The organism is Tabrizicola sp. YIM 78059, from assembly GCF_004959785.1.
Classification (GTDB): domain Bacteria; phylum Pseudomonadota; class Alphaproteobacteria; order Rhodobacterales; family Rhodobacteraceae; genus Tabrizicola; species Tabrizicola caldifontis.
Genome location: NZ_SJZH01000014.1, coordinates 62,452 through 75,304 on the forward strand (window position 1 = coordinate 62,452; position 12,853 = coordinate 75,304).

The following is a 12,853-nucleotide window of genomic DNA, read 5'->3' on the forward strand; positions in this document are numbered from 1 at the left end:
CCCGACACAAGGCCCCGGGCAAGCGCCCTAAAGCTTGCTGTCGCGCACCCGCAGCTGCCGGGCACGGGTCAGGATCGCATCCTCGACCGCGCGCACCGTTTCGGCCGCGACCGGCGCGCCGCCCTGGCCCTGCAACGCCACCTTCAGGCTGCGCGCATCCAGCGCCGGATCCTGCACATAGATCGTCGCCCGATAGGCCCGCCCGCCACCCGGGGGCCGGCCATAGCCGGTCACGATCACCCCGGTGAACGGATCGACCGATTCGATGGGCAGAAAATTCAGCACCTCAAGGCTGGCCTGCCAGATATACTTGTTCACCTCGACCGTGGTGTTCGGGTTGTCGGCAGCCGAGAACAGATCCCAGACCGTCGATCGCGGCTGATCCTTGCCCTCTGCCTTGGCGATGGCGGCGCGCTGGGCCTCGGCGCGCTCCTTCCGGGTCATCTGCTGTTCGGTCGAGGTGCCACCGTTGAACAGGCCGCCGCCGCAGGCCGAAAGCATTGCCACCAGACCCGTCGCCAGTCCGATGCGTGAAACGCGATGCCAGTTCATCCGACCACCCTGCCTGTCCGTGCCTTGCTGTCTAGCCCAGCCACCCCGGCGTGCCAAGGGCTTTTGCCTGACGCGCAAGCTGACGCGCGCGCGTCAGCTGATGGCACAGGGGCCGGCTTTCCCGACCTGTGGCATAGCTGCACCAGCTTTGCGCCGATTTCGTGTGGCCGGTCCGTTTGGATTGCAATCCGCGGCGTGCCAGATGAAAAACCGGTCATTCCCCCTGCGGATTCCCCTGCGGCGGGCTTACCTTGAAGAAAGAGGGAAAAGAGATGAAAAAGGTTCTCCTCGCGTCCAGCGTTCTGGCCCTGTCGGCCGGCTTCGCTTCCGCGGAAATCAAGTTCTCCGGCTCGGCCGTGATGGGTGTTGGCGACAACGGCATCGACGACCCGCGCTCGATCCTGGAAACCTATCTGACGGCCAGCGCCTCGGGCGAAACCGATGCCGGCCTGTCGTTCGGCTTCGAAACCACCATCGCGACCTACGACACCGATGGCGGCCTGAACGACGACGGCACCTCGGCTTTCATCTCGGGCGCGTTCGGCAAGCTGTCGATGGGTTCGGTCGCCGAAGCCGACGAAGTTGCCACCCTGCCGGACATCGGCGGCCTGTCGGGCCTTGGCGTGGACAACATCGCCGAAGCCTTCACCGGTGACAGCGCGGGCCGTGAAACCCACGACGTGAACTACACCTATTCGGGTGGCCCGCTGACCTTCGGCGCGTCGGCCCACATCGGTGCTGCGGGTGAAGGCGATGGCTATGCCGTTGGCGTGAAGTACAGCTTCGGCGATGCCTATGTCGGCATCGGCTACAACGACGACAACGTGTCGGCGGCTGCTGGCACCGTGGTCTCGCTGTATGGCGGCGGCACCTTCGGCGCGGTCAGCGTCAAGGCGATGTGGTCGGAGTGGGATCCGGATGCCGCTGGCGACAAGCTGAACGCCTACGGCGTGCACATGGACTACACCGTGGACGCGCTGACCATCTCGGCCCAGTACTCGGCGAACGATCTCGAGAACCTTGCCGGCAATGGTCATGAAGCGTTCGGTCTGGGTGCTGCCTATGATCTGGGCGGCGGCGCCAAGGTGGTTGGCGGTGTTGCCAACGTGACCAACAATGACCTGGACGATGATACCGTCTGGGAAATGGGTCTGTCGTTCACGTTCTAATCCTTCGGGATCGGACGACAGGGAAAGAGCGGGCATTGCCCGCTCTTTTCTTTTTCGCGCCGGGGGCTAGGGTCTGCCCGGCAGCTAAGGGGGCAGATCATGGGCCTGGCGGATATCATGGCACGGATTCGCGCGGCGGAACGCGCGGCGGGGCGGGCCGAGGGCTCGGTCACGCTGATTGCCGTATCCAAGGTGCAGCCGCCCGACCGGGTGGAGGCGGTGCTGGAACAGGGCCACCGCGTGTTCGGCGAAAACTATGTGCAGGAAGCTGCTGCGAAATGGCCGGCCTGGACCGCGCGGTTCGGCCCGATCGAACTGCACATGATCGGCCCCCTGCAGACCAACAAGGCAAAGCTGGCGGTCGATCTGTTCGACGCGATCCACACGCTGGACCGCCCCTCGCTGGCGCAGAAGCTGGCGAACCTGCAACAGGCGCGCGGGGCGCTGCCGCGGCTGTTCGTGCAGGTGAACACAGGGGCAGAGCCGCAGAAGGCCGGCGTGCTGCCTGCCGATCTTTCCGGCTTTCTGAAGGACTGCCGCGCGATGGATCTGTCGCCTATCGGCCTGATGTGCATTCCCCCTGAAGGCGAGGATCCGGTGCCGCATTTCGCGATGCTGGCCCGAATGGCGGCCGATCACGGGCTTTCCGCGCTGTCGATGGGGATGAGCGGCGACTTCGAGACGGCAATCGCCCAAGGCGCAACCCATGTGCGGGTGGGCAGCGCGATCTTCGGGGCGCGGTCCTATCATGCCTGACGCGCACCACCGGACAGCAGGCGCCTCCCCTCCCCCTCCGTGGGGTGGGGAGGGGGTGGGGGCATCCGGGCAGCCTGATTGACAGCCCCCTGGTGCGCAAACGCACATCACCGACAAGGCCAGCGAGGCAGGACATGCCCACGGTGGACAGGGTCAGGTCAGCCAGACCCTGGCATAGGGTGGCAGGACGATCTGGCCATGGTGTGTTTCCACCCGCTGATCGGACAGCGCATCGTGCATCACCTGCGCCCCCAGCGACCGGGCCCAGGCTTCCGGCACCTGCTGCCAGCCCTCGGTGAAGTTGAACAGGCCCAGCAGGGTTCCGGTGGGGGCAAGCCGCTGGAAGGCGAAGACCCCGTGATTGCCGCAGGTCACGACACGCACGGGCACCGCGCCGTGCAGGGCGGGCGTGGCGGCACGGCGGGCCAGGATCTGCCTGGTGCCCCGGAACACCCGCGCGGCGGGCGTGTCGCCGGTATGCCGCGTCTCGGCCAGCGCCCAGTTCATCCTGGGGCGGTGGACCCAGCGGCTGTCATGCGCGTGGTGCGGGTCGCTCTGATAGCTGTAGTCGTTCGTCAGGGCCAGCTCGTCGCCCATGTAGATCAGCGGAATGCCGCCCCAGGCCGCGATCAGCGCATGGCCCATGAGGATCCGCTGCACCGCCATCTCGACCCCGGCAGCATCGCCCGCACTCCCGGCGCGCTCCAGCCCCGCCAGTGAGGCGAAGCTGCCCGAGATGCGCTTGTCGCCCGTTGCCGGATTCGCCTGAAACAGCGCCCCCTGCGCAAAGCTGCCCGGAAAGCTGCCTTCATAGAAATCCGAGAGGAAGGCGCGGTGCGCCTGGCCGGACAGGCCGACGGCGGCGGCGTCCTCGTCGGTCACGGCCCAGCCGATGTCATCGTGGCAGCGGATGTAGGTGGCGTAGGTCGCGTTGGTCAGCCGGTCGGGGAAATGGGTGGCCAGGACATGCGTCATCAGCCGCGTGTCGCGGGTGGCCAGCGCCGACCAGAACTGCACCATCAGGCTGTTGTGGTAGGCGAGGTTGCCTTCCTTGCCGTCATGCCTGCCGCGGCCGAGGTAGGGCAGCATCTCGGCAGGTGCGACGATTGCCTCTTCCAGATGGATCACCGCGGCCGAGGCGATGCGCGAGCAGGCCCGCAGGGCCTGGAGGATCATGTGGACCTCGGGTTCCGACTGGCAACGCGTGCCCATCCGTTTCCACATGAAGGCCACCGCATCCAGCCGCAGCACATCGACGCCCCTGTTGGCCAGGAAGAGCATGACCTCGACGATCTCCAGGAACACGGCCGGGTTGGCCCAGTTCAGGTCCCACTGGTGTTCGTTGAAGGTGGTCCAGACCCATTTGCCGAATTCGGGATAGTGCGTGAAGTTGCCCGGGGCATTGTCGGGGAAGACCTCGACCAGCGTCCGTTCATACTGCTGCGGCAGATCGGGCGTATCGAACATCAGGTAGTAGTCCTGATATTTCGGGTCGCCCTTGGCGGCCTTCCTCGCCCAGGCGTGTTCCTTGGCCGTGTGGTTCAGCACGAGGTCCACGCAAAGGGACATGCCGCGCGCCCGCAAGGCGGCGCTGACGGCCTCGAAATCCGCCATGGTGCCGTAGGCCGGGTTGATCTGGCGGTAGTCCATCACCGAATAGCCGCCGTCGCTGTCGCCGGGGCGCGGCTTCAGGCAAGGCATCAGATGGACATAGGTAACACCGAGGTCTTCGAGGTAATCGAGCCTGCCGAGGATGCCTTTCAGCGTGCCGGCGAAACGGTCGATGTAGAAGACATAGCCCGCCATGCCGGGGCGCTGGAACCAGTCGGGTTCGAGGTCGCGGATCAGGTCGAGCCGCTTCAGGTCGGCCGGGCGATCAGCCCAGCCCTTGCGCAGCGCCTTGACCAGACGCTCACGAAAGGCCGGATAGTCGGGCCGCGCGCCGTAAAGCGCCTCGAGCATCGGGAAAAGATCCGGGGCCGAGCGCGCCAGCCGCAGTTCGAAGAGGTCGTCATCCGGTGCGGACGGCGGTCTGGCCATGAGTCTCCTCCAATGTCGGGGGCAGACTAGGCAATCCAAAGCGGTTTGGAAAGGGGTTGCGGGAAGAAGCCCCTACCCCACGGAGAGGGAGCGGAGCAGCCCCCTTCCTGCCTCAGGCGCGGACGATCAGCCGGGTCTGGTGGGTGATGCGCGGGGCGATCCAGTGCAGGTCGCGGCGCGAGAATGCCACGCAGCCGGCGGTGGGCGCGCCCGGGCGGCGCCACTGGTGGAGGAAGATCGCCGAGCCCCGGCCCGGGTCGGCATGGGGCCAGTTCCAGTCGGTGAGGATGACAAGGTCATACATCGGGTCGGGCCGGCGCAGGCGCTCGTGGCTGAAGTCGTGCGGGGCGCGGACCATCAGGTTGTAATCCGGGTCGCGCGGGTCGTCCGACCACAGGTCCAACGGCCCGATCGGCAGCGCCCATTCGGCGGGGCGGGTCAGGCGGTCGGGGCGGTAGAACATGCCGACCAGCCGGTGCTCTCCGGCCGGGGTGGCCCCGTCGCCCTCGCGCTTGTCCCGGGCGGGGACGATGCCGGCGCGCCCGATGGTGCAGGCAAAGCGGCGGCCCATGAACCGCGCGCCGGTGGCGGTGACGACGATATCCTCGCGCTTCACAAAAGGTGCCCCGACTTCGCGGCCTTGGTTGCCAGATAGCCCCGGTTCTGCGCGGTCTGGCCGACCTTCAGGGGCACCCGTTCCACGACATGCAGGCCGCAGGCTTCCATCATCGCCAGCTTCTTCGGGTTGTTGGTCAAAAGTCGCACACTGGAAAACCCCAGCTTGCGCAGGATCTCGGCCCCGATGCGGAAATCGCGCTCGTCATCCTCGAAGCCCAGCCGGTGGTTGGCCTCGACCGTATCGAAGCCCTGGTCCTGCAGGGAATAGGCCCGCATCTTGTTCGCAAGCCCGATCCCGCGGCCCTCCTGGTTCAGATAGAGCAGCACGCCCGCGCCTTCCTCGCCCATCTGCTGGAGCGCCGCGCGCAGTTGCGGGCCGCAGTCGCATTTCAGGCTTCCCAGGACGTCGCCGGTGAAGCAGGCGGAATGCAGCCGGGCCAGAACCGGTTTCGACCGGTCGGGCTTGCCGATCTCGATGGCGTAATGTTCATCGCCGCCGTCATCGGGCCTGAAGATGTGCACACGCCCGGCTTCGCTGGCCGCCAGCGGTACCCGGGCAGAGACGACCTCGGCCATCGGCGGCAGTGTGGCCAGCGCCGGGGCGATTTCGTCCAGCACCAGAACCGTCAGGCCGTGATCGGCAGCCAGTCGCAGCGGGTCGGTCACCGGCACGACCAGCGCGGCGGGCAACAGATGCGCGGACTTGGCCAGTGCCAGCGCCGCGCGATGCAGATCGGCCGCCCCTTCGCGCACCGAAACCAGTGGCCCCTTCATCGGCATCCGCAGATCGTCGGCCGGGTCGGCAACCGCGCGCAGCCAGGCGAGGTCGGCATCGGCCGGCGGCAGGATGCGCGCAAGATCCCCGTCGTAGGCGCGGGCCTTCAGCGTCTCGGCCCGGCGGGCGGTGATGGCCAGAACCGGTTGCCCGAGGCTGCGCAGATCGGCCAGCCGGTCTGCATCCAGGGCCTCGACTGCGGCGACCAGAGCCGCGCCGCCCGAACTGCACAGCATCACTGGCACGCCCATGCGAAGGTCTCCCTTCGCACGGGACAGGCGTTCGGCAGTGGTCAGGCGCAGGCTCATGCGGCCATCCATAGCTGCCGGACGAAGAAATTGAAACATTCTGCGGCACCCCGACACGACCGCGTGAGAAAGCGGTCGCAAATCTTGCGGGCTTCGTGATCGGGACGCATCTGAGGCCAAACGGCAAAGGAGGCAGACATGGCCCAATTGCGGAAGATCCTGCTGGTCGATGACGATGACGACCTGCGCGAAGCGCTGAGCGAGCAACTGGTCCTGACCGAGGACTTCGACGTGTTCGAAGCGCGTACCGGCGCCGAGGGGATGGAAAAGGTCAAGGCCGGGCTGTTCGATCTGGTGATCCTGGACGTGGGCCTGCCCGACACCGACGGGCGCGAGCTTTGCCGGCGGATGCGCAAGGGCGGGGTGAAATGCCCGATCCTGATGCTGACCGGCCATGACACCGACAGCGATACGATCCTGGGCCTCGATGCTGGCGCGAACGACTATGTGACCAAGCCTTTCAAGTTCCCGGTCCTGCTGGCGCGTATCCGCGCACAGTTGCGCACCCATGAACAATCGGAAGACGCGATCTTCCAGATGGGGCCCTACACCTTCAAGCCGGCGCAGAAGCTGCTGATCGACGAAAAGGACAAGAAGATCCGCCTGACCGAGAAGGAAACCAATATCCTGAAATACCTTTACCGCGCACAGTCGGGCGTCGTTCCCCGCGATGTGCTGCTGCACGAGGTCTGGGGCTACAATGCGGGCGTGACAACACACACACTGGAAACCCACATCTATCGCCTGCGCCAGAAGATCGAGCCTGATCCCTCGAACGCAAGGCTGCTGGTGACAGAAAGCGGAGGTTATCGCCTGGTCGCCTGAGAATTGCCTGTGGCGGTGTGGCACCGCAGCCTGCGTCCGCCATGCAACAGCCAGGAAATCTTGCCTGTCAGGGCTTATTGTTGCCGGAATCGCTTGCTACGTTCCATCATGCACAGGTTGTGCTGCAAGTTCCCCTTGTCGCGTCGGGGTTATGGCGCGGCATCCTCCCTGTTGGACCTGGCCGGGCTTCTTGCCCGGCCTTTTTTTCGGCGCCTCCCGACACCCGGAAAGCAAGGCCCGCCCCGTGCCGGTCATGGCCAACCTGCCGGCCGGAGTGGCCGGCGCCCCCATTGACCGCGCCGAAGGATGTGGGCCATATCCCTCGGGACCAGGGCCCCGGCAAACTGCAACGCGGCCCCCATTGCCGTCCCCTCCGTCCTGCCCACCACAAGCCGAGGCCACATGCCTTTCACCCTTGCCACCTGGAACATCAATTCCATCCGCCTTCGGCAGGCGCTGGTTCAGCGCCTGCTACGCGAAGAGACACCCGACATCCTGTGCCTGCAGGAATGCAAGTGCCCGGTCGAGCTGATTCCTCTGGAAGGCTTCCAGGCGCTGGGCTACCGGCACATCGTCGCCCGGGGGCAGAAGGGCTATAACGGCGTCGCGATCCTGTCGAAGTTGCCGCTTGCAGACGTGGGCGGACATGATTTCGCCGATTTGGGCCATGCCCGGCATGTGGCGGCCCGGCTGGAGAACGGGGTGACGATCCACAATTTCTACGTTCCCGCGGGCGGGGACATTCCCGATCGCACGCAGAACGAAAAGTTCGGGCAGAAACTGGACTACCTGGCGCAGATGCGGGATCACTTCCGCGCCGACCTTCCGGAAAGGGCAATCCTGGTGGGCGACCTGAACATCGCCCCGCGCGAGGATGATGTCTGGGATCACAAGGCCCTGCTGAAGATCGTCAGCCACACTCCGATCGAGGTCGATCATCTTGGCCAGGTGATGGAGGCCGGGCGATGGCAGGACGTGACGCGCAACGACATCCCGACCGGGAGGCTCTACAGCTGGTGGAGCTATCGCAGCCCCGACTGGGACGCCGCGGACAAGGGCCGCAGGCTTGACCACATCTGGGCCACGCCCGACATCGCCGGCGCGGCCCATGGCAGCCGGATCCTGCGCCCGGTCCGGGGCTGGGACCAGCCTAGCGACCATGTGCCGGTGCTTGCCAGCTTCGATCTCTGATCCGGCCGCGCCGATTGCAATTCGCGGCCTGCGGGCTTATCTCGGGTCACCGACCGGAACAGGCTGAACAGGCGCCGCATGAACTGGATCACCAACTACGTCCGCCCGAAGATCAACTCGCTGTTCTCGCGGCGCGAGGTGCCCGAGAACCTGTGGACGAAGTGCCCCGAATGCGGGACGATGCTGTTTCACCGGGAACTGGCGGCGAACCTGAACGTCTGCACGAACTGCGACCATCACATGACGATCAGCCCGCGCGAACGCTTTGCGGCGCTGTTCGACGCCGGGGTTTTCACCGAGGTGAAGGTGCCCGAACCCGTCGCCGATCCGTTGCAGTTCCGCGATCAGAAGAAATACCCCGACCGAATCAAGGCCGCACAGAAGGCGACAGGGGAAAAGGACGCGATGCTGGTGGCCGAGGGCGAGATCGGGCGCACGCCGATCATTGCGGCGGCGCAGGATTTTGCCTTCATGGCCGGCTCGATGGGCATGTATGTCGGCAACGCAATCATCGCCGCGGCGGAACGGGCGGTGAAACTGAAGCGGCCGCTTGTTCTGTTTTCGGCCTCGGGCGGGGCGCGGATGCAGGAAGGAATGCTCAGCCTGATGCAGATGCCGCGCACGACTGTCGCGGTGCAGATGCTGAAAGAGGCAGGGCTGCCCTACATCGTAGTCCTGACCCACCCCACCACGGGCGGAGTGACCGCCAGCTATGCCATGCTGGGCGACATCCAGATCGCCGAACCGAATGCGCAGATCGGCTTTGCCGGCGCGCGGGTGATCGAACAGACGATCCGGGAAAAGCTTCCCGAGGGCTTCCAGCGTGCCGAATACCTGCTGGATCATGGAATGCTGGACCGGGTGGTGCATCGCAAGAACATGAAGGATGAACTGGTCGCGCTGATCCGCATGCTCATGTCCCTGCCACCGGCGATCAAGGGCGACCTGTCTCCGCCGGCGCCCGAAACGGTTCTTGCCCCCAATGCAAAGGTGGACGCCAAGACGTGACCCTGACCTCCGACGTCATCCTTGAGCGGATGATGACGCTGCACCCGAAGGTGATCGACCTGACCCTTGGGCGCGTCGAACGACTGCTGGCTGCTCTGGGCCATCCCGAAAGGTGCATCCCCCCGGTAATCCACATCGCTGGGACGAACGGCAAGGGATCGACCCAGGCCATGATTCGCGCTGGCCTGGAGGCTACCGGCGAAAAGGTCCACGCCTACACGTCACCCCACCTGGCGCGCTTTCACGAACGGATCCGCCTTGCCGGGGAACTGATCGACGAACCGGCGCTGACCGCGATTCTTGACGAGTGCGTCCAGGCAAACGGTCCGGACGAGATCACCTTTTTCGAAATCACGACTTGCGCGGCCTTCCTGGCCTTTGCCCGCACCCCTGCGGACTGGACGCTGCTTGAGGTGGGCCTTGGCGGGCGGCTGGATGCGACGAATGTGGTGGACCGACCGCGCCTGACGATCATCACGCCAGTGTCGATGGATCACGAGGCGTTCCTGGGCGACACCATTGCGAAAATCGCCGGCGAAAAGGCCGGGATCATCAAGCGCGGCGTGCCTTGTGTCGTTGGCCCCCAACATCCCGACGGGCTGGCCGTGATCGAGGCAAAGGCAGCGGCTTCGGGCGCACCGCTCTGGGCGTATGGACAGCACTGGACAGTGAGTGAAGACCGTGGCCGTCTGGTCTATCAGGACGAGAACGGTCTTCTGGACCTGCCCCTGCCGAATCTGCCGGGCCCGCATCAGGTGCAGAACGCCGGCGCAGCCATTGCGGCACTGCGCCTGTTGGGCAAGGGCGAGGCCGCCTGCGAGGCCGCCGTGACGCGCGCCGACTGGCCCGCCCGGATGCAGCGACTGCGCCGTGGCCCGCTGGTCGATCTGGCACCCAGGGTGGAGCTATGGCTTGATGGCGGGCACAATCCTGCGGGTGGCGAGGCGGTGGCGGCAACACTTGCCCGGATGCCGGCCCGCGAAACCCATCTGATCTGCGGCATGCTGAACACCAAGGACGTGGCCGGCTACATGGCCCCGCTGGCAAGGCATGTGACGCGACTGCACGCAGTGCCGATCCCGGGCGAAAAGAACACCCTGCCCGCAGAGATGACCCGGGACGCCGCGCGAAACGTTGGAATGGATGCCGTGACGGCCAGCTCGGTTGCCGAGGCCCTGGCGGGCATTGCCGAAACATCGCCCGAGGCGCGTGTCCTGATCTGCGGGTCGCTTTATCTTGCCGGTGCGGTCCTGCGCGAAAACGGCTGAGCCTCACGCACGGGCCACCGGTCTGCGGACCAGCCCTCGGGCGCCTGTCGCGGCCGGATCAGCGCCGGGATCGCCATGCCCCCCATCCTTCACCGGTCAGGTGTCGGCCGTCCCGACACGGGCCGTCTCAGGCGCCCGTTCCGTAGCGGGCAAGGAACATGTCGACCGCCCCGTGAACGCTGCGATGCACATCCTCGGGGGTCAGTTTCTCGGCCATGCCGAACAGAAGCTTCTCCTGAATTCCGGCCTTGCACAGCTGCGCGAACTGGTCGGCCGCAAGGTGCAGATCGTCGATCTTCAGCACGCCCTGTTCGACATAGCTGGCCAGATGATGCACCAGCCGTTCATGGATGAGCCCGGGTCCGAAATCGTAGAATTCGCGCCCCAGACCTGGAAACCGCTCTCCCTCGCCGACGACGATGCGGAACATGCGCTGGCCGAAATCCGACATCTGGAAGGCGGCAATCCGTTCCGCCGCGATCGTCAACGCGACCCTGACCGGCACTTCGCCACCCACCATCGCCTCGGCCTCTTCGGTCTGGCGGTGGCATTCGCAGCGGGCGACTTCCAGGAACATCAGCTGCTTGTCGGGGAAATAGGCATAGATCGTCGCCTTGGAGACCCCCGCCACGCGGGCAATCTCGTCGACCGAGGCACGCTCGAACCCGTCGCGCAGAAAAACCTTTCGGGCTCCCTCGAGGACCTGGTCGAATTTCCGGCCGCGCCGGACGCCGTGATCGGACCTTGCGTTCATCACCCCCCCTTGGGGGAAGCATAGATCATCGGCCTCGGGCGCGGCAAGCAGGGCCGTTCACCCCTCGGTCCGGCAAACCCGCGCTTCCGCGGGAACGCAGCCCTTGGTCGAAGGCGTGGTCGCCGGTTCCGGAAAGCTGATCTGCGGCAAGAGCGTCGAAAGCGATTGCGCCGAGGCCGGAACACCAAGCGCGGTCGTGGCGGCCAGAACCATGATCAGGCGAGGCATGTCCATCTCCGATATGAACTGATAAGTTCATTTCAAGAATTGAACCGAGTGGTTTGCTTTTGCAAGCGAAAAGTGAACTGATCAGTTCGTAATTGACCATTGCGCCCACTGGCGGCAACGCTAGATTAGAATGGTTCCAAATTGGTCAACATCATGCTCTCTGCCCTCAGCTTCCGCCGCCGCTTCGCCGACCTGACCGAGCAGGAAATCCTGGCCCTGGCCATTTCATCGGAAGAGGATGACGCCCGCATCTACCGAAGTTTCGCCGAACGCCTGCGGGCGGACTACCCCGCCTCTGCCGCGATCTTCGACGGCATGGCCGTGGAAGAAGACGACCACCGACAGCGACTGATCGATCTGCATCGCGCGCGCTTCGGCGAGGTGATTCCCCTGATTCGCAGGGAACATGTCGCCGGCTTCTACGCGCGCCGCCCGACCTGGCTGGCGCAGAACCTGTCGCTGGACACCATCCGAGGCGAAGCCCGGGCGATGGAGAAGGCGGCGCACGATTTCTACATCCGTGCCGCGGCCCGCACCCAGGATGCGGCCACGCGCAAACTTCTTGGCGATCTCGCCGCGGCGGAAGCCGGGCATGAGGCCCATGCCCAGGGGCTGGAAGACCGCCATCTGTCCGAAGATGCCCGCGAGGTCGAAAACCGGACCGCAAGGCGCCAGTTCATCCTGACCTGGGTGCAACCGGGGCTGGCCGGTCTGATGGACGGTTCGGTGTCGACCCTTGCGCCGATCTTCGCCACGGCCTTTGCCACGCAGGATACATGGACAACCTTCCTGGTCGGCGCGGCGGCGTCGGTCGGGGCTGGCATCTCGATGGGCTTCACTGAAGCGGCCCATGATGATGGCGTGCTGTCGGGCCGCGGCTCGCCGCTGAAACGGGGCCTTGCCTCGGGGGTGATGACCACCATCGGCGGCATGGGCCACGCCCTGCCCTATCTGATCCCCGACTTCTGGACGGCGACGACCATTGCGGTTGCGGTGGTCTTCATCGAGCTGTGGGCCATCGCCTGGATCCAGAACCGCTTCATGGAAACACCGTTTCTGCGCGCGGCGCTGCAGGTCGTTCTGGGGGGCGCTCTGGTCTTTGCGGCCGGCGTCCTGATCGGGGGCGGCTGACAAGCGCCCCCCGATGACAACCGGGAGGCGGGTGCCTTCTTCGCCCGCACGCCCGCGCTGTCAGCGCAGGAGGGTTATCCTGCGCGGAACGACGACGGTTGGCTCTGCCTGCGGTTCGTCCGGTTCGATCAGGTGAAGCAGGTCAAGGTCCGCCGCGGCAATGTCTCCTGCCACGATCATGGGCTGCGCTGCGGTACCGGTTTCTGGCAATGTTTGGGCGGGCATCGGGT

General features: G+C 65.6%; 13 protein-coding genes. 7 read left to right on the top strand and 6 right to left on the bottom strand.

From position 1 onward, the window contains the following. Nucleotides 1-27 precede the first annotated feature (27 nt). Entirely contained in the window at nt 28-552 is a 525-nt protein-coding gene (locus EZM81_RS15685) for a DUF3576 domain-containing protein (protein ID WP_136646353.1), read from the bottom strand. A 272-nt stretch (nt 553-824) separates the two neighbouring features. Between EZM81_RS15685 and EZM81_RS15690 the strand changes: the two genes are divergently transcribed. Together EZM81_RS15690 and EZM81_RS15695 are read left to right on the top strand one after the other, a co-directional pair. Beyond that, nucleotides 825-1,721 (top strand): porin, encoded by an 897-nt coding sequence (locus EZM81_RS15690; protein ID WP_136646354.1) that lies wholly within the window; start codon nt 825-827, stop codon nt 1,719-1,721. Nucleotides 1,722-1,820: 99 nt separating this feature from the next. Beyond that, complete coding sequence (locus EZM81_RS15695) at nt 1,821-2,477, top strand: YggS family pyridoxal phosphate-dependent enzyme (RefSeq protein WP_136646355.1); 657 nt, start codon at nt 1,821-1,823, stop codon at nt 2,475-2,477. 153 nt (nt 2,478-2,630) lie between these two features. Here the strand turns inward: EZM81_RS15695 and EZM81_RS15700 are convergent, their stop codons facing one another. The 3 genes from EZM81_RS15700 to ribA all read right to left on the bottom strand — a co-directional run bounded on the left by EZM81_RS15700 (nt 2,631) and on the right by ribA (nt 6,218). After that, a complete protein-coding gene (locus tag EZM81_RS15700; protein ID WP_136646356.1) occupies nt 2,631-4,517 on the bottom strand; it encodes an alpha-amylase family protein in 1,887 nt (628 codons plus the stop codon). 112 nt (nt 4,518-4,629) lie between these two features. Next, nucleotides 4,630-5,133, bottom strand: coding sequence for a L,D-transpeptidase (locus tag EZM81_RS15705; protein ID WP_136646357.1), 504 nt, complete (start codon nt 5,131-5,133; stop codon nt 4,630-4,632). Further along, nucleotides 5,130-6,218 (bottom strand): GTP cyclohydrolase II, encoded by a 1,089-nt coding sequence (ribA, locus tag EZM81_RS15710; RefSeq protein ID WP_135450893.1) that lies wholly within the window; start codon nt 6,216-6,218, stop codon nt 5,130-5,132. The genes EZM81_RS15705 and ribA overlap by 4 nt, the downstream gene beginning before the upstream one ends. A gap of 138 nt (nt 6,219-6,356) precedes the next feature. Here ribA and EZM81_RS15715 point away from each other — a divergent pair, with 138 nt between their 5' ends. From EZM81_RS15715 to EZM81_RS15730, 4 genes are all read left to right on the top strand, one after another. Continuing rightward, nucleotides 6,357-7,043 carry a response regulator transcription factor gene (locus EZM81_RS15715; protein WP_135450894.1) on the top strand — a complete coding sequence of 229 codons (687 nt, stop codon included), beginning with the start codon at nt 6,357-6,359 and terminating at the stop codon, nt 7,041-7,043. Between the two features lie 402 nt (nt 7,044-7,445). Next, nucleotides 7,446-8,234, top strand: coding sequence for an exodeoxyribonuclease III (locus EZM81_RS15720; protein ID WP_136646358.1), 789 nt, complete (start codon nt 7,446-7,448; stop codon nt 8,232-8,234). Between the two features lie 78 nt (nt 8,235-8,312). Further along, entirely contained in the window at nt 8,313-9,242 is a 930-nt protein-coding gene (accD, locus tag EZM81_RS15725; RefSeq protein WP_136646359.1) for an acetyl-CoA carboxylase, carboxyltransferase subunit beta, read from the top strand. Between the two features lie 29 nt (nt 9,243-9,271). After that, nucleotides 9,272-10,510 carry a folylpolyglutamate synthase/dihydrofolate synthase family protein gene (locus EZM81_RS15730; RefSeq protein WP_371685764.1) on the top strand — a complete coding sequence of 413 codons (1,239 nt, stop codon included), beginning with the start codon at nt 9,272-9,274 and terminating at the stop codon, nt 10,508-10,510. A gap of 127 nt (nt 10,511-10,637) precedes the next feature. On the opposite strand, the gene EZM81_RS15735 is transcribed toward EZM81_RS15730, so the two are convergent. Both EZM81_RS15735 and EZM81_RS18350 read right to left on the bottom strand, forming a co-directional pair. After that, a complete protein-coding gene (locus tag EZM81_RS15735; protein ID WP_135450905.1) occupies nt 10,638-11,264 on the bottom strand; it encodes a TetR/AcrR family transcriptional regulator in 627 nt (208 codons plus the stop codon). A gap of 57 nt (nt 11,265-11,321) precedes the next feature. Then, nucleotides 11,322-11,492 carry a hypothetical protein gene (locus tag EZM81_RS18350; RefSeq protein ID WP_167851038.1) on the bottom strand — a complete coding sequence of 57 codons (171 nt, stop codon included), beginning with the start codon at nt 11,490-11,492 and terminating at the stop codon, nt 11,322-11,324. A 153-nt stretch (nt 11,493-11,645) separates the two neighbouring features. Here EZM81_RS18350 and mbfA point away from each other — a divergent pair, with 153 nt between their 5' ends. Beyond that, nucleotides 11,646-12,623, top strand: coding sequence for an iron exporter MbfA (gene mbfA / locus EZM81_RS15740; protein ID WP_136646361.1), 978 nt, complete (start codon nt 11,646-11,648; stop codon nt 12,621-12,623). Nucleotides 12,624-12,853: the final 230 nt, after the last annotated feature.